Annotated in this window: 14 protein-coding genes; 4 read left to right on the top strand and 10 right to left on the bottom strand. The window is 43.8% G+C overall.

Annotation, left to right across the window (positions count from 1 at the left end; translation table 11 throughout):
- Positions 1-335 precede the first annotated feature (335 nt).
- Both AC13CC_RS03075 and tnpA read right to left on the bottom strand, forming a co-directional pair.
- A complete protein-coding gene (locus AC13CC_RS03075) occupies positions 336-2,489 on the bottom strand; it encodes a 2OG-Fe(II) oxygenase (RefSeq protein ID WP_326278666.1) in 2,154 nt (717 codons plus the stop codon).
- A 186-nt stretch (positions 2,490-2,675) separates the two neighbouring features.
- Positions 2,676-3,113, bottom strand: a complete 438-nt coding sequence (gene tnpA, locus AC13CC_RS03070; protein WP_326278665.1) for an IS200/IS605 family transposase — start codon at positions 3,111-3,113, stop codon at positions 2,676-2,678.
- Between the two features lie 491 nt (positions 3,114-3,604).
- Between tnpA and AC13CC_RS03065 the strand changes: the two genes are divergently transcribed.
- The 3 genes from AC13CC_RS03065 to AC13CC_RS03055 all read left to right on the top strand — a co-directional run bounded on the left by AC13CC_RS03065 (position 3,605) and on the right by AC13CC_RS03055 (position 5,464).
- The gene (locus AC13CC_RS03065; RefSeq protein WP_482877894.1) at positions 3,605-4,051 is read left to right on the top strand and encodes a MauE/DoxX family redox-associated membrane protein; all 447 of its coding nucleotides are present in this window, start codon (positions 3,605-3,607) and stop codon (positions 4,049-4,051) included.
- Positions 4,048-5,148, top strand: a complete 1,101-nt coding sequence (locus AC13CC_RS03060) for a hypothetical protein (RefSeq protein WP_482877893.1) — start codon at positions 4,048-4,050, stop codon at positions 5,146-5,148. The genes AC13CC_RS03065 and AC13CC_RS03060 overlap by 4 nt, the downstream gene beginning before the upstream one ends.
- Before the next feature lie 64 nt (positions 5,149-5,212).
- Complete coding sequence (locus tag AC13CC_RS03055) at positions 5,213-5,464, top strand: DUF6520 family protein (RefSeq protein WP_482877892.1); 252 nt, start codon at positions 5,213-5,215, stop codon at positions 5,462-5,464.
- 75 nt (positions 5,465-5,539) lie between these two features.
- On the opposite strand, the gene AC13CC_RS03050 is transcribed toward AC13CC_RS03055, so the two are convergent.
- Genes AC13CC_RS03050 through AC13CC_RS03040 form a run of 3 tightly spaced genes read right to left on the bottom strand, consistent with a single transcriptional unit; the run spans position 5,540 to position 12,265 of the window.
- Positions 5,540-7,840, bottom strand: coding sequence for a zinc-dependent metalloprotease (locus AC13CC_RS03050; protein WP_482877891.1), 2,301 nt, complete (start codon positions 7,838-7,840; stop codon positions 5,540-5,542).
- On the bottom strand, positions 7,827-9,224 hold the full coding sequence (locus AC13CC_RS03045; RefSeq protein ID WP_482877890.1) for a RagB/SusD family nutrient uptake outer membrane protein: 1,398 nt from the start codon (positions 9,222-9,224) through the stop codon (positions 7,827-7,829). The genes AC13CC_RS03050 and AC13CC_RS03045 overlap by 14 nt, the downstream gene beginning before the upstream one ends.
- A gap of 11 nt (positions 9,225-9,235) precedes the next feature.
- Positions 9,236-12,265 (bottom strand): SusC/RagA family TonB-linked outer membrane protein, encoded by a 3,030-nt coding sequence (locus tag AC13CC_RS03040; protein ID WP_482877889.1) that lies wholly within the window; start codon positions 12,263-12,265, stop codon positions 9,236-9,238.
- Between the two features lie 719 nt (positions 12,266-12,984).
- On the opposite strand from AC13CC_RS03040, the gene AC13CC_RS03035 reads away from it, so the two are divergent.
- Complete coding sequence (locus tag AC13CC_RS03035; RefSeq protein ID WP_482877888.1) at positions 12,985-13,269, top strand: helix-turn-helix domain-containing protein; 285 nt, start codon at positions 12,985-12,987, stop codon at positions 13,267-13,269.
- 610 nt (positions 13,270-13,879) lie between these two features.
- On the opposite strand, the gene AC13CC_RS03030 is transcribed toward AC13CC_RS03035, so the two are convergent.
- The 5 genes from AC13CC_RS03030 to AC13CC_RS03010 are packed head-to-tail and all read right to left on the bottom strand — an operon-like array spanning position 13,880 to position 17,601.
- Positions 13,880-14,422, bottom strand: a complete 543-nt coding sequence (locus AC13CC_RS03030; RefSeq protein WP_482877887.1) for a lysophospholipid acyltransferase family protein — start codon at positions 14,420-14,422, stop codon at positions 13,880-13,882.
- Between the two features lie 33 nt (positions 14,423-14,455).
- Positions 14,456-15,583 (bottom strand): iron-containing alcohol dehydrogenase family protein, encoded by a 1,128-nt coding sequence (locus AC13CC_RS03025; protein ID WP_482877886.1) that lies wholly within the window; start codon positions 15,581-15,583, stop codon positions 14,456-14,458.
- Positions 15,580-16,287 carry an HAD family hydrolase gene (locus AC13CC_RS03020; protein WP_482877885.1) on the bottom strand — a complete coding sequence of 236 codons (708 nt, stop codon included), beginning with the start codon at positions 16,285-16,287 and terminating at the stop codon, positions 15,580-15,582. The genes AC13CC_RS03025 and AC13CC_RS03020 overlap by 4 nt, the downstream gene beginning before the upstream one ends.
- The gene (kdsB, locus tag AC13CC_RS03015) at positions 16,278-16,991 is read right to left on the bottom strand and encodes a 3-deoxy-manno-octulosonate cytidylyltransferase (protein ID WP_326278790.1); all 714 of its coding nucleotides are present in this window, start codon (positions 16,989-16,991) and stop codon (positions 16,278-16,280) included. The genes AC13CC_RS03020 and kdsB overlap by 10 nt, the downstream gene beginning before the upstream one ends.
- Positions 16,992-17,031: 40 nt before the next feature.
- Entirely contained in the window at positions 17,032-17,601 is a 570-nt protein-coding gene (locus AC13CC_RS03010) for a DUF4126 domain-containing protein (RefSeq protein WP_428979731.1), read from the bottom strand.
- Positions 17,602-17,614: the final 13 nt, after the last annotated feature.

Here is a 17,614-nt window from a genome sequence, read left to right as displayed (position 1 = left end):
ATAAATTTATTAATACAATAAATAACAATGCATTAAGGTCAAAAAAAAAAACAATTTAAACTCACTTTGGTTCGATAAATCCGGGGAGGTCAGCTAGCTGGAAACGAACCGCCATAAAATACTGGTAAATAGAGGCCTAAATATATCTAAAGGCTTTTTCTGCTATAAAAACCACCTATTTAGAGAGTTTTCACAAGAAAACAGAAACACACCGAACCAATGAAACATCCTCCCCCAATCTTTCGCTCGACTTTCTCAATCACCTGCTTTCCTCTTTAATTTGGAGCATTGTAGATTCCCACATCTCTTATGCGAGTATCCTTATCCGTATCTGCTTATTTCATATTCTCTAACAACGCCGCGTCCTTATGCCAGCTTTTCATCAAGCGGTTATAAGCATCTTGTGTCTTGGTAATACGAAGTATATGTGGCGAACCTTTTTTGATGGTTTCGGTCTTCAAATCAATGACCACATTTTTTATAGCCAACTCCATTTTACTTCTTTCACTCTGATTTTTACGAAAATCAAAGACCGTTTCATCGGGTGATTCCAAAAATGTTTTTAATATTTTCCATTGTGCGCTATATCCGGTTGTGTCGGGTATCGGGCGGCTCCAATCGGCAGGTGGTTGTGGTTTGTTATCTATGCGTTGTTGTAGGTATTCACGACAAAATGAAAGTAGTTTTTCTGTAAATTCTGATGATTCTGCAGTTAGTAATTTCGGAACCAGCATATTGTGTATGTATTCCCATTGTGTGTTTTTTGTAAGGGCTTCAACAATTGTTTTTACCCATTCTTTTTCGGTTGGAATTTGCGCCAGCTGAAACAAATCGGAAAGTGCTGCCGCACTGATTCCCCGTTTAGTATTGGCATACAACTTTTTAAAGTGATCGGGCAACAATGCTATTTGTTGCAAGGTTATAGATTTTAGGGTGCCGGTATCTATCATTGTGTTTAGTACGCCAAGCAATTTTTCCAGAACCGGAAATGTAATGTCGCCCACAATTTTTTCAAACACTATTGTTGTGTTCTCAACAGGCAGAAATTGAAAGAGTTTAACCCAGTGGTCCGAATCTATTTTCTCAAAAAAGAATTGTAAACGCTCCTGGTCCAATTTCGTCAAAAAGACCTTTTCATTTCTATTAACAAGCCAGTCGGCTACAGCGTTGAAGTTTTCTTTTTCATCCGACCGGGACCTCCCCTTTAATCCCTCGGTTAACATATCTTTCACTGACGCAACTTCTGCATCGCTAATTTTCTGTGCACGGTTAAAAAAGGTGATCCAGTTGAGTTGCGTTGCCGCATTTTGGGCATACAGTAATTCTGCGTTCATCTCCGGCGACCAAATCATTACCGCTCCATAGTGGTACCAATGCATTATGTCAGGGCCATAATTGCCCATATAACCCGTAGATTCTTTTATGAGAGGTTCTCCTTCGTTAAGAGGAAAGGAGGTCAACAATTCGTCTTCTTCAAAATTTATCTCATCGAAAGCCGGCAGTTCGTTTTCCAGCCAGTGTTCTATGGACAAGTATTCTTCATATACCTCTCCCATTTCAGTGTTCTCTTCATCATCATAATATCCGTCATATTCCGGAGTTCCGGCAAGATAAGAAGTAACCAGACACAATTTTGCATAATATCCCGCCTGTTTTGCTGCCAGTAGAAGAGCTTCAGTTTTAGCGCGGTCGTTCAGTTTTAATGCATCTTCCGAAAAGTTTTTGGGAGTGTATTGATGCCCGAGTAAGATGATATAAGGATTATTCGGAGTATTGTTTTCAACAAATAATCCGGCGAGCCTGCCAGCGTAGCTTTGCAAAGATTGCGGTTCGATTTTTTTTCCTGCCTTTTGTTGTACAAGATTATATACCAGGCAAACACGATGGCCAGAAGTAAGCAGTTTTACCTCGTGATCGCAATCTGCATAAAAAGCGGCGTAGTTTAAGGTATGACCGGGATTTGCATTGGCAAAATCGGCGGTTACCTCATTTCCATCAAAACGAATTACCAATTCGCCGCCGGTGTATTGGGAAGGCAAACCAATGACGAGCGAACCAAACATTCCCTTTTCTTTTTCCGAATCTTTGTGCGATAGAAAGAAATCGCCTTCTTCGTAAATAAGCAGTTTATAAAGATGTGCCGTAACGGTATAATCTTCCAGCCCGAGGTCGGTTTTGATGTTTTTGATGGCTTTTCCTAAAAACCCGTTCCAGTTCGGATTGTTGAAATGTAGTTTATCGGCATCAATTTCCCAGGCACTCCGCACGTTATTGTCCACTATGGTTTGGCTACCTTTTCCAAAGGGTGCTTTGTGGGCAACCTGTATTAACGCCTTTGCCTGAAATTGATTTATCGGATAGGCTACTTCACCCACCGTTTCTACCTCCAGACCGGGAAATATAAAATCAGCTGTGCGGATACTTGCAAATTTTCCACTGCCTTTGATGTCTTGTAAGCAGATAAGGATATTTTTCTTTAGTTGATTCATCTGTTCTTTTTTGTTTGTTTTTCATAGGTCATGCTTCGACAAGCTCAGCACAAGGATGGAATGCCCTGTTGACCATATCGGTTGGTGTCCAAAAATTCGCTTATGGGCATTTTATAATGCCTAAAAACTAAACCACTATGGACTTGAGGTCCATAGGTTCAAAAACATAGGACAAGAATGAAATTCTTATTCCAAAATAATTTTATCATCATCCATATTGGACGGATTGCGATGATGTTCAAGGTAATCCTCGACCATCTTGTCGGTGATGTTGCCCGTGCTCCATACCCCATATCCAATGGCCCAAAAGTGCCGGCCCCAGTACTTCTTGGAAAGCCTGGGGAATTCCTCCTGAAGACGGCGGGAAATCCTGCCCTTAAGGCGTTTCACCAAGTCGCTCACCTTCTGGGAGGGACGGTAATCAATATGTATGTGTACATGGTCCTTACTTATGACCCCCTTGAGAATCCGTACATCTTCCGAATCGCAAATCTGTTTGACAAGATCACGGCACCTGACCTGGACATCCCCCGTGAGCACGTGATATCGATACTTGGTGACCCATACCATATGGGCCGTCAACCACGATACAGTATCACCCGACCTTCTCTGCTCATTTCCCATAAAACGAATATAGGAAATGTGTAGCAACTAAAAGCCTTGCACTAAAGTGCATAGTTTTAACTAACGATTGTGACCAATAAAAACTTGGATGGATAGGGAATGTAGGGCTTCCCTCCAATATGGATATTATATATTTCGATTGGAATAGGATCTTTCGTACCAGGGCTCAAAGAAGAAACCCAAGTTCAAAACTATTGGGAGCCTTGTTGATCTGATCCATTCCACTTTGATCAAATGCCCGTATGATTTCTTGAACGGTCATGGGACGATAAGTTGTATTAATATGACAGCGTGGACCCAAATCCATTTGATGAAGGGATTCATGGAAGGTACACCGATGAAAAACAATGCAAATAGTCGGATTTTGACATCAGATTGCAGGATTTTGCCATTTTCCACACCATTGTTGTTCAATAGTTTAGCAGGGTATTATCATTTCAAAATGGTATGCACCAAGTTTCCCAAAAAACGAAGTCCAATTGATTTGAACCATGACAGTAAACGCCAATTATAAGAAACACTTTATCAATGCCATAGTGGTATTGTTCATTTTTCTGTTTGTCTATGCCGCAACAAGTAAGTTATGGGATTTCGGGCAGTTCAAAGTGCAGTTGGGACAATCCCCAATATTGACAACATATGCAGATTGGATCTCATGGCTTGTTCCACTTACCGAATATGCCTTGGCCATTTTATTATCAATGGAATCCACCCGTTACAAGGCCCTTTATATGACCTTGGGATTAATGACCATGTTCACCACCTATATTATTTTGGCGCTCAACTTTAGTGACTACATCCCCTGTTCCTGTGGGGGTGTTCTGGAAGATCTGGGATGGACCGAGCACATTGTGTTCAATCTCTTCTTTTTGTTGCTGTCAATTATTGCTATCCTACAATTGAAAAGCTATTCAACCCGTAAAACCATTCCCTTATGATTTTGAACAATGTCTACATAAAACTTCTGGGAACCATTGTCCTGAGCATCGGTCTTATGGTTATCCTGTTCCTTTCTTCGGAGGAACAGTTCCATCGAAACAATGCTTTCATTCGAAGATATCCTCCCCATCCGGTCATTAAGGAATATGACATAGATCTAGGGTTCAATTCCTATTATATTGCCGGCCTTGGGAAAGACATGGTATACCTCGGCAATACTACGGCCCCACTCCATTTGTTGAAAATCAACTTGTCCACCAAGGATACCATGCATATCAAATTAAGGTTATCGGATATGGACCTTCCTTTTAAGAACGTCCAAATTCAAGTACAACCACCCTATTTCTTTGTGTTGGACGGTTCAATTCCCTGTATATTCCGTGGTTCGATAACCAACTGGAAAGCCGAACCATGGATGCGGGACGAAGCTTACTTTTCAAAAGCCCTGGTCCTTGACAGCAATAGGATTTATATAAAAACCATCCAAAGTGAAACTAGGGAGGTTTCCCTTGGCCTACTTGAAAAAAGAAAGCACTTCACTGTTGCCCTGCATCCTGAGATCCTTCAAAGACAAATTGATGGGGTCTTTGATGTCGATGGCATCATGGTATCGACCCCTGATAAAAAAAGGTTGGGATATGTTTACTTCTATCGCAACCAGTTCATGAGCATGGATTCCCGGTTAAAAAACCTCATGCGACAACGGACCATAGACACCGTCAAAAAGGCACGGATCGAGGTTGCCGAACTCCATCAAACAAAAACCACAACAATGAAAGCCCCTCCCCTAACGGTCAACTCCATGGCGGCCATGTACAAAAACTTTATGTTCATTGGATCGAACAGGCTTGGTAAAAATGAGGATGGGGAACTGCTGAAGGTCGCATCCATTATCGATGTCTATGACTGGGGCGACTCCACTTATAGGTTCAGCTTTCACCTATATCATGTAGGAAAGGAAAAGGTCCATGAGTTCAGTGTCTTTGATGGCCGTTTAGTGGCCTTGATTGACAATGCGCTCTCCGTCTACAATTTTAGAAAAGGGATTGTGGACCACATTCCCTATCAGGAACAAGAAAATATTACTGGCCAGTAACGGGGATGCGATCGAAAACCCGTAAAAAAGAGTAGATCACAGTATTAATTTAAATGTTATCATTATGAAATTTAGTAAAACAAAATTTCTGATTCCAGGGTTGGCTGTAGTACTTGCTGTCGCAGCCAGCGCCTTTACGACAAACGAGACAAAAGATGAGTCTTTTGTCCAAAATTACATCAATTCCCCGGTCCCGTGCCAGGAAGTTGAAGAGAGCTGTACTCCTCAAGGTACACAGGAATGTACCTATGAAACCGGTGAGTACATATTCGCCAAAAACGGGACTGTTTGTGAAACACCACTTTACAGGCAATAGGTTGTTTTTTGTTTTCATAATTAGAATGGGAAAAGGAGCCTTGATCGGCTCCTTTTCTTTGACTAATTCAAAAAACTAGGGGAACACTTGTTCCATTTTCAAGAGGCAATGCCTTAAATGTCCTATATTATCGATGTCCGAATCACCGTCCAGGGTAAGTTTCAGATCAGCCTTTAAGGTGTTATACGCTTTCATAAAATGGCCCTTGGCCTGTTCAGAATATCCAAAGTTGCCCAGCTTGGTCGAATGGTCCATACCTTCACCTACCACCTGGACCAATAGGGCGATATATCTTTTTTGAAGTGCCTGACACCGACGTTTACCGATGTATTTTGTCTTGAAAAGCGCTTGTTGAAAATCCATTAAAACCTTTTCGGTCAAGCCCCTGTGAGCCAAGGCTTCCTCCATCCATTCCAATCGTTTCATTCGGTGCGGCCCGAACAGTTTTAGGACAAGCTTTTGCTGGTACCCCATCAGTTCATCCGGATGTGTGGAAAACCGAAGACCGATCAGGAAATCGGGATTGGCCAACCAATCTGGTGGAGAGATGGCCTGTTCCATAAAAAAAGACAATGCCTCCTCTTGATTCTTCCTATCAATGGGGCTATACATTGCTCCTTGTTGTCCATTAGATCTGTACTGGATCGAATAGCCGCCGACCATGCTCAAAACATGTTGCATTTGTCCATACCATAATTCCAGAGCTGTATTATACCTTCTTTCCAGAACAGCGTCATCTATTTTACCACTGCGGTACATTCCATCGAGTATTGCCATCACACGTTGCATATTCTCAAGTCCCAAACGCGTACTTTCAATGGGGTCATCATTGTCCATCACATTGTTTACGGTTCCTGGGCCGATCCTTTCGTATTGATTGCGATTGTATCGGTACCAGGGCACACTGTCCTGTTGCCGTACCAAGGATTCCAGTATGGGAAGTTCATCTGTGGGCATTCGCACATCCTGGATCTCTCTATACCCCCATTGGATGTGGTAACGATCCATGGGCCCTACTTTTTGGATGAGTAGTGAGGGAGGGATCCCATCCGCTGGTTGGACCACATAATTGTGGCGTGCATAGCCCATGATACTCGGGGTATGCCCCATTTTCTTGAGCCAATCCCTATCCCTTGTTTTATCAATCGGATAGGCGTACTCCCCAAAATTGGCATCCTTGATCCCAAAGGCATGGCCGGCTTCATGTGCCGTGATATATTGTAACAGTTCCCCCTTAAGGCTTTCGGGGACCGGGTATTCCCGGGCCCTGGGGTCCAAAGGCGCACAACGGATAAAATATTGATCCACCCAATAATCAAATGTGCCCCCGATTATAATATCTGCTTTGAGGATCTCCCCTGTCCGAAAGTCCGTGATTTGGTGAACGGTGGAACTGGATCGCCGCTCCTTTCGTGTTCCTTCGTCCATATTCCATCGAACCACGGAATGGCCCATGGTATTCAAACTCCACAGGGAATCCTTGGAACTAAACTCCCTTACGATCAGGGCGTCCTTAAAACCTGCCGCTTCAAAGGCAGGTTGCCATTCCATTATTCCTGCAGTTATATAAGGTTTCCATTTTTCGGGTATGGTCCTGTCCAAATAAAACACAATGGGTTTTACCGGTTCACTTAACTCTTGGCCTTTGTTCTTCTTTTCCAAGCGCCAACGCATGATACTGGCTAGCGCCGGCTTTGTGCTATGGTTCAGGACATCAAATATATCCTCACCAAAAAAACCCATGCGATGGTCAAATAATCTTGGTGCCATGGGTTCGGGGAGCACATAAAATCCAAAATCTGCATCCAAGCTTATGCTCTCACCCTCCTGCAATATTGTTCTTTTGGTACTGATGGCCACTTCCTGGTCCAAATTATGCACGCCATCAATATAGGATCGTTGTCCATCCACTGTTTCTGGACGGTTGTTTTGCCAAGAAACCGGGGCCTGGAGGATAAAATCGGTCACATCCACTTGAAAGGAAGCTGTATCACGACCATTGGGCAGGATCGGAAACCGTCCCAAAATCGGGGATGTTCCTTTGGCCCCTTGTGGAATCAGCACTCCAACAAGGGAATGGACAGGAGGGGCCTCCAACACCAGATAATCTGCTTTCTTGGACCATCTGACCTGATATTGGCCCGATGACCCATGTCTGACAAAGAGCATCGGTTGTCCCAGTATGTTTTCATTCAAGGTCATGATGAGTCGTTCCCCCTCCAAATGTCCCATCAATTTGGAATTGGTCTGCCCCATAATGGGACAGACCGCTAGCCAAACAATCACAGAAAACAAAACTTTCCAGTGACATAGCTTAGGGGCGGGTTTTCTTCTACCCGATGACAATCTGCCTGACTCCATTTCAATAGCCTTCATTCTGGGGTTCTAGCTTTGGATTGAGCAACAACTCCGATTCCGGGACAGGTAACAGGATATCCGTACCCTGCCAATTGGGCTTTGTTGGGGCCAATGTCCCATCAATCCTTCCGGTCCTTTTCAAATCAAAAAAACGATGCCCATGCTCCGTAAAGAGTTCCACCCGTCGTTCCCTCTGGATGGCATCCAATACACTGGCCTGATCCATGGATACAATAGCCGGGAGGTCCGCCCTCTCGCGAAGGATGTTCATATGGTCCAAGGCCAATGCAGTATCCCCCAATTGTGCCGCCGCTTCAGCAACAATCAAATGGAGTTCTGCCAAACGAAAGATCACGGAACACTCCTCCGTGGTAGCCGTATTGGTGTTCAACTTGTACTTGAAGGGATGATACCATATCCCATCGCCTTCAGAAACAGATCCGACCCAATTCGATAAGCGCTCATCTCCTTCCTCAAAACTTTCCACCAAATCATTGCTAAGTGCTGAATAGGGCGGAGGACCATCGGTAAAAACAAACGTAAAGGCTTCCTCTGTATTGACCCCGGCAATCCCTGGGTCCAATTGCCACAATGTTTCCAAACTATGTATTGAAAACACTTGTCCTAAATCCGCATGTAATTGATATCCTCCATTTTCGATGACATATTGCGCTTGTTCCAAGGCCAAGGACCAGTCACCCTGATACAGGTAGACCCTGGCCAAAAGTGCCGATGCGACCCAATGGTTCGGACGAAAGCTTGTTCCGGTATCCTTTGCCATCAAATCTCTCGCCCGTTGCAGGTCATCAATGATCTTTTGATATACCAAAGTGCCCTCCATTCGGCCCAATTCCCTATTGGCCCTATAATCCGTACGCTCCACATAGGGAATGTCCCCGAACAAGCTGGTGAGGTAAAAATGGACAAAGGCCCTTAAGAAATAGGCCTCGCCCATAAAATGCTCTTGATCTTCCAATGATAGGGAACTGGATGTCCCCACACCTTCCAATATACTATTTGAGGCATGGATAAGGTTATAACCCGAACTCCAAAATCCCTGCACATATCCATCGGTGGGAAGTACATCGTTCTCCTCATAGACTTGAATGGATTGGAAACTGGGGTTATATAGATTGAGTTCATCGGTGTAGTGCCCCAAAAGATAACTTAAACCAGAGGTTGTTCCATTGGTAAATGCCGTTTGGCGCAATTCACTGTAAATATGTGCAAAGGCCGCTTCCACCGTAGCGGCATCTTCAAAAACCACTGGGCCCGTCAATTGGTTATTGGGGGGTTCCACATCGGTAAACCCCTCACAAGAAGTACATAGGATCAGTAAGATACAAACAGGCCCAAGGAGCCTCGTTTTGATGAATTGTTTTATTTCGTTAACTGATTTCATGGTGTTTGTTTTTAAAATTTTAATTGGGTACCTAGACTTATCATTCGCAATACCGGAGGGCTTGACATGGACTGTGTCTCAGGGTCCAGCCCCTTATAATTCGTCCATGTCCAAAGGTTCTGACCCCTAAGAAAAAGCTCACAGCCAAACCCATGTTCACCCCTATCGGTCACTTGATAGGAAATGGATACGGTCTTGAGCCGGAGATAGGAGGCGTCCGATACCGAGGTATCACTGTTGGCAAAAAGCGAATGTGCCCTCCTTGCCCCTGAATCCCGCCCAGTGGAGAATCGCTGCACCCCCGATTTTTCGCCTTCTGACTGCCAGCGTTGCAGTACCTCCGTGGGTTGATTGGTCATTCCTCCAGGTATACCAGTTGAATACCAGTAATTGTATCCCTCCTGTTGGGTAAACTGGAACAATACATCCAATTGGAACTTTTTATATGAAAATTGGTTGGAGATACCTCCATAAAATTTTGGCCCAAGATCCCTGATGACCTGCCTATCATCCGGGGATGAAATCGTACCATCCCCATTGAAGTCCTCAAATTCATATAGCCCGGTATCGGGGTCGACCCCATTGAACTGGTACAACTTTACAATGTTCAAAGGCTCGCCGACCACCAATCGGTTCGCATAGGTGGAACCTTCCAGGTCAGGGAAGGACACCAATCTGTTCTTGGGAATGGTGATATTAAGGGAAGTGGACCAACGCAGGGTTTTGCTTTCAAGATTCACTGTATTGAGCAACAGTTCCCAGCCCGTATTTTCCACCGTGGCATCCAAATTCCCCTGTATCGAACCAAAGCCTGTGGTTCTGGGCAAAGGGATGCCAACCAATTGGTTGGAAGATCGGTTTTTATAATAGTTCCCGCCGAAAACAATGCGATCCTTGTATAACCCGAGGTCCAATCCAATTTCAAACTTCCGGTTGGACTCCCAGCCAAAATCCGGATTGAACAGACGGGTCGGATACAGGCCTACCACGTTTTGGTACTGTGCACTTCCATAGGAGTAGGTGTCCAAATATTGATAATTCCCGATTTGATCGTTCCCGGAAGTCCCATAACTGGCCCTTATCTTTCCAAAGCTCAGCTGGGGCAATGCTCTGGAGACAAACCTTTCCTCAGAGAATACCCAGGCCGCTCCCAAGGCACCAAAATTCGCAAATCTTTTGTTCGGTCCAAATCGACTGGACCCATCCCTCCTGCCCGTGGCGTTCAGGATATATTTGCCCATATGGTTGATGTTCACCCTGCCGAACAGTGCATTGTACCTATAGACCTCCTCAGCATCTTGCAACGGGATGATATTTGAGGCAGCAGCGAGGTTTTCTATCAGGCTGTTACTGGTGAACCCCTGTCCGTTCTGCGACAACCGATCATCCTTTTGCTCTTGAAAGGTCAAGCCTGCCAATACCTCCAATCGGGTATCTCCAAAGTCATGTCCAAAGTGCAATTGGGGCTCCACGATCCACGAAGTGCGTTGGGACACATTGTGAACGGCACTGGAATATTCGGGACCCACCCCGTATGCAGGGTCATATATGGTGGAAGGGGTCGTCTTTAATTCCTTGACATGACTTTCCGTGTAGCCCAGATTGGTAGACAAGTTCAGGTCACCAAAAAGGTTATACTTAAGGCTCATGTTACTGATAAGGTTGGTTGCATTGGACTCATAGAACCCTTCCAAATGCCTCAGTGGATTGCTCCAAGTGGAATTCTCCCAATTGAGCGACCCATCCTCATTGAACAGTTCCGGTGCATTGGGGGGTAGACCGATTGCCGTCGATACCAGCCCGATGGCCGGAAGGTTGTTCGTATTGGAGGTATATCCCGTGGAGAGTTGAAGGATAAGCCCATCATCTTTGGAAACATGGCTGAGATTGGCCAGAACGGAAACCTTGTCATTGGCATAGTCCCCATAATAAACATTGTTCTGTCGGTGATAGTTTCCACTGACCAAAAAACGCGTCCGCTCACTCCCCCCGGACACAGAACCTTGAACATTGGTCAGATAGGACGCCCTGCCGAACAGTACTTTTTGCCAATCGGTATATCTGTTTTCATCCCAGGTCCCATTGATATCATAGGCATTGGAGGGAATAGGGTCGATTCCGTCATTGGCATAGGCCTCCTTTCGCATGGAGAGATAGGTTGGAGTGTCCAACAGGTCCAAGGTATTGGAAACCCTACCCAAACCTGTCAATATATTGAACTCCACTACGGTTTTGCCGGCCTTGCCTTTTTTGGTGGTGATCAGCACCACCCCATTGGCACCTCGGGAACCATAAATGGCCGTGGCGTCCGCATCCTTTAATATCTCTATACTTTCAATATCGGAAGGGTTCAGGTTGTTCAGGGGACTGATGGCACCTCCGGTGATGACCGTGGAGGAAGATTGTTGTTCCCCCAGGCTTGATGAGGAAAAGGGAACCCCATCAACGATATAAAGGGGATCATTGCCATCGGAACGAATACTGTTCCTCCCCCTTATGCGAATATCGAATTTCGATCCCGTGACCCCTGAGGTCTGTATAATTTCAACCCCGGCAGCTCTCCCTTGAAGTCCTGCCAATGGATTGGAAATGGGCTGTTTTTCGATGTCCACCGAAGTCACTTTTTCGATACTGCCCGTGCGTTCCTTCTCTGAAACGGTATAGTAGCCCGCATTGAGTACCACTTCGCCCAATACCGTCACATCCTCTTCCAAGGTAACAAGGACCTCATCCCTGCCCGCAATGGGCACGGTAAGGGTCTTGAAACCGACCATGGAAAAGATCAGCACATCATCAGGGCCTGCATTAATGGTAAAGGAACCGTCCAGACCGGACATGGTCCCGATATGCTTGGATTCCACCACAAGGTTCACCCCGGCCAGGGGATTCCCCGACGCATCGGTCACGGTGCCGGATACGGTGGCCTGTGGTGGTTCCAAGACATTGCCCGCCTGCATATAAAAGGTACAAAAGGGCATTAAAAAAGCATATAGGAGCACAAGCAGGGATGCCCTGCGCATGCGTATTGTTATTGGTTGCATAAAAATGAGTTCTTTTGATTAAAGCGTTAGTTGTTCTCCACACTGCCCATAAGTCACGGAAAAGCCGTAACTTCCAAAAAGGACATCAAGGTTCGGACATAGGCCATCCTGCCCAGGCAAAAGCATACCCAGTAATAGGATTCCTAAACCAAAAAAGACCATGGTTTCGTGATTGGGCCGGTTGCCCTAAAAGTGTGTGTGTTGATTGTGGGACAAAGGATATCGTGAACCGGAAAAAAATGTAACGTGTATCCCACAACCGTGGCCTTGGGTTTAAACGGGGTTCTTGGGCTTCTTTTTGAACAGGATATCGAACACCGAGTGCGCTGCCCCAAAAACAGGACAACAACACGGTGTGAACCCCACATAAAAAAATTGCCAAATGTTTCCCATAACCCAAAATGGTTGGGCGATGCCCCGAAAGGACCAAAGAAACCAAACGCTAAGAAAAAGTTGGGCGTGAAACTCAACTTACCGACTTGAGGTACTGGTATACCTGTACACGAATAAGAGAGCTCACGCCCGGGTCGTGAGCCAATCTGCTTATCCTCTCGTGTACTAAAAATTACCAGTTTTCAAGTCGAGATTCAAAGCGATAGCTTCAAATATGTTCTAAACGAAGAATCGCAAAATATGTAATTCTAGACGAATATAACAATATTTTTCAATCTGTACTATAGTACATAATTATTCTTTGAGAATTTGTTTCAATTTGATGGATGCACGAATCGCTGGATGAAATAGAACGTTATATAATATCTAGAGTTAGAGAAATTCGAGAAGCCAAAGATGTTACGCAGGAAGAATTATCTCTAGCTATTGGAAAAAATATTGGTTTTATATCACAGATAGAAGCACCTTCTAAAAAAGCCAAATACAATACGATTCACTTGAATTTAATTGCAATAGCATTGGAGTGTTCACCTAAAGACTTTTGGCCTGAATATCCTCTAATAGAAGAAAAATATAAAAATATCAAAGCCGCTCAATCTAAAAACAACTAGGAATTAAATATTCAGTTTGCCTTTCTCCAATTTAAGTCCACTACGGAAATTCCCATTTTCTTTTTCTGGAAAATTCTAACATTTAGTTTTTGCTCCCCCAAATTTTATTGAACAATAAGAAAACTATGCTTTTGCATATGTCAAACGAATCACGAAAAGGAATACCAAAATAAAGTTCATAACGAAGTGTTTTAGCCCATATTCTACGACGGGATATGGCCATAGAAGACGGCTAAAAGTAATTGCCTGTTCTCGCCTACTTTTGAAAACCCTCGTTCAATTTAACCATCAAAGTTAAGTGCTAATACTATAAAACTACTCATAGACCTTTGTGGTCAATATCTGAATGAAAAAACCGTACAAAGAATATTTAATTCAGTTTTTTCAAAAAGTAATTGAACTCCGACATTCAAGCAATCGGATAAATTCAGTTTTGAGAAAAGATGTTGAGAAATATACAATAGAAGATGCCATCACGTTGACTTTATAGATCCAGAGACAATCAGACCATATTATACAATCACACCATTTTTAAAATATAAGTTGGTATCATAACATGCTTGTTTGTCCGTTTATTTATAACCATCAAAATATTGGAAAGGGATGCAATTTAATCAAAGCTGTATTCGGACACTTTTCCCCTCACCCCTTTATAAAAGCCTTGAATTTTTTGGAAGTCATTTTCTTGATTGTCCGTAGTGAAAAACGGTTCCCCTATTTTGATTTCTTTTTTGTCAAAATCGAATGCTACCATAACAATGGGAACATTGGCCTTTTTGGCAATGTGGTAAAATCCAGTTCTGAGCTGTTCTACTTTCTTACGGGTGCCCTCTGGGGCCAATGCCAGGCGAAATGTTTTTCTGGAATTGAAAATCTGAACAACAGTATCTACCGTATTGGAATTTTTGGAACGATCTACGGGTGCACCGCCAGTCCACCTAAAAAACCATCCGAACGGGGGCTTAAAAAGACTCTTTTTACCAATGTAGTTGATTTTCTGGTCAACCACTTTCCTAATCAGCAATCCCAAAAAGAAATCCAACCAATGGGTATGGGGAACTACAATGATAACACACTTGTCCACATCGGGAAAAGAGCCGATAAGTTTCCATCCCAACAATTTGAAGTAAATAAACTTGGCCAGTTTACGCATTTATTGTGATGATTGTTCAATTTGGTACAATCCCTATATTTTTTCGTAAAGTGCCTGAAGCCGCTCTGGGGTCATAATGGTTTTCCAGTCCCTCCCCAATGCATTTTCCCATAAAGGCTCCAAGCCCAATGAGATATTCACCATTACATCAAAATCGTTTTGGGTTAGATTGGCACAAATTCCTTTTGGTAATTGAATATTGTGCTTGTCCATCATTTTGTTGAACAATGCTACACCCTCGGGATAAAATTCTTCCAAATGTTGAAACACCAAACAATTTCCGATTCCGTGTTTTACCCCCAAGACGTATGATAAACCATAGCTCATGGCATGTGCCACCCCAACCTGTGAATAAGCGATGCTCATTCCCCCGTGCCAAGATGCCATCATTAATTTGTCCCTGGAATCTTCTGCAGGAATATCCCCAAGAAACACCTCTTGGCAAAGTTCCATGGCCTTCTCCCCATAACTCTGGCTAAAGGCATTCAGGTAGGTGCCCGTTAAGGATTCCACACAATGGATAAAGCAATCCATACCGGTATAGAACCATTGGTCTTTGGGAACAGTTTTTGAAAAGTCAGGGTCCAAAAGTACTTGGTCAAAAGGTGTAAAATCCGAATTGATCCCCAATTTTTTTTCTGGCCCTAGCAATACTGTGGTACGCGACACTTCGGCTCCTGTTCCACTAATGGTGGGGATTCCAACATGGTACAATGCCGGCTTGTTCACCAAATCCCATCCTTGGTAGTCCTTGGCGAGTCCTTTATTGTTCAATAATATGGATACGGCCTTGGCCAAATCCAATAGCGTTCCTCCCCCAATACCTATAATGCCCGATGGAAGCTCGCTGTACTTTTCCCTGATCTGGGCAACAAGCGCATCTACTTGTGCTGTTTTGGGCTCCTCTTCCGCGGAAATAAAAATGACCTCGTCATTGAACATTAAGGGAACCTTTGCCAAGAACTGTTCGTTTTCAAAAAAATCGTCGACCATAAAAATAAATGGGGCCTCCGAGCTTTTTCGCATTGGCAGCAAAATATCGCCCAATTGGGAAAAACTTCCGGCTCCAAAAATAACTTTGGGTACCATGGGAAAGTTCCGGTAGGTGGTTTTATTTGCAGGGTTTATTTTATGCTTTTTCAAATTGCTTTCTATCTTCATTGGTTATTCAAATACTTCAAAATTTCTTTGAGGCCATTAAGTTTTAGATGGTTGTTCACCAGCTCGTCCTCGGAAACCATTTCGTGCGCCCATGTGGTGTGAAATGGAACGTGAACAGCTTGGGCCCCAATATTTAGGATGGGCAATATATCCGATTTTAAGGAATTGCCAATCATCAAAAACTCGCTCACATCTATATTTAAATGTTCGAGTAAATTTTTATAGTTGCTCTCTTTTTTATCGCTCAAAACTTCTACATGGTGAAAATATTTGGAAAGCCCGGATTTTTCCAACTTCCGTTCTTGGTCCAACAGGTCTCCCTTGGTCAGAACTATCAACCTATATTTTCCCACCAATTTGGATAGGACTTCCTCCACCCCGTCGAGCAATTCCACGGGATGGGATATCATTTTCTTGCCCAGGTTCAGTATTTCTACAATGGTTTCTTGCGAAACCTTATTATTGGAAAGGTCCAAAGCAGATTCTATCATGGAGAGCATAAATCCTTTTATACCATATCCATAAATATCCAAGTTGGCCATTTCTATTTTAAATAGCTCTTGGTCTATCTTATTCTTGGTTTCGTAGCCTTCCAAGAGTGCTGCAAACTTTTCCTCGGTATCCCTAAAATAGGTCTCGTTTACCCAAAGGGTATCATCTGCATCAAAACCAATTGTTTTTATGTTGGAGAAATCTACTTCCATATTTTTCTGGCTCGTTCTAAATCCTCAGGGGTATCAATTTCGATACCCGTGACATGGGTTTCCACCATTTTTATTTTCCTACCATACTCCAAAAACCGTATGGCCTCTATTTTTTCCTTGGCCTCCAATGGCAACATGGGTAATTTTTTAAAATCCATCAGAGCCCGCTTTCTGAAAACATATACCCCTTTATGCTTGTAGTAGGGGGCCTCCACTTCTTTGTCCCTTGGATAAGGAATCGGGGAACGTGAAAAATAAAGGGCGAAATCTTGATGGTCCACGATAACCTTTACCGTGTTGGGGTTGGATATTTCATCCCAGTCGGTAATCGGTGTCATTAATGATCCCAAATCAATTTCTTTCGCTGTATCATTTTTGAATACGTTGATGATTTTTTCCAAGCTTTCGGCATCAATAAAAGGTTCATCTCCTTGCACATTGATCACAACATCAACATCCATATCTTCCACGGCCTCCGCAATTCGGTCGCTACCGCTTTCATGCGTTGTTTTGCTCATAATCACATTTCCTCCTATCTCTTTGATCACATCGGAGATTATGGGGCTATCGGTGACTACGTACACTTCGTTAAACAGTTTTGTGTTGACGGCTGCTTCATAGGTTCGCACAATCACAGGTTTCCCACCAAGGTCCTGCATCAATTTAGCGGGAAACCTGGAGGCCTGATAGCGGGCGGGAATCATGGAAATTATATTCACTTTATTTCTGTTGCTTGAATGAATGTTATTTTTTGGGTCTGATTTTTCTGTAAATCCTGAATATGACCAATAATATAATGATCACCAGAATGGCTGCAATGGGCGGCACCAAGATGGATGCCGTACTAACGGCCACAGCTGCCCCGGTTTCCACCGTCGATACCAATGGATTGGCCAATCCTCCTGTGGTTCCGGTGGATGTTAACCTACCTGCTGCATTGGCCCCTTTTATGGCTGTTGCCGTTCCTCCCCCTGCAATTATGGCCAGGGACCAAGTGACCACGGGATCCAAATTTGCTGCTGTGGACACCACTACAGCGGTACCTGCTATTCCGGCCAAGGGAATGGCGATACTGTCCAATACATTGTCCACCCAAGGGATGAAATAGGCGAAAATTTCCACAATGGTTGCCACGCCCAAAGTAATGAGGGCGGTTAAACTTCCAATCCATTGCCAGCTATCATTGAGTTCCCAAACACCCAAATATGCGGCAAAACTAAGGGCGAAAAGCGGCAGAAAAACACGGAAGCCTACCGAGGCCGCCAATCCGATTCCAAGGAACAAACTTATTATGGTATCTGGTTCAATATTCATGCTGATGTCTAAA

The sequence above is a fragment of the Flagellimonas sp. L-11 genome (assembly GCF_056857735.1).
This window is presented reverse-complemented; position numbering and strand designations above follow the sequence as displayed.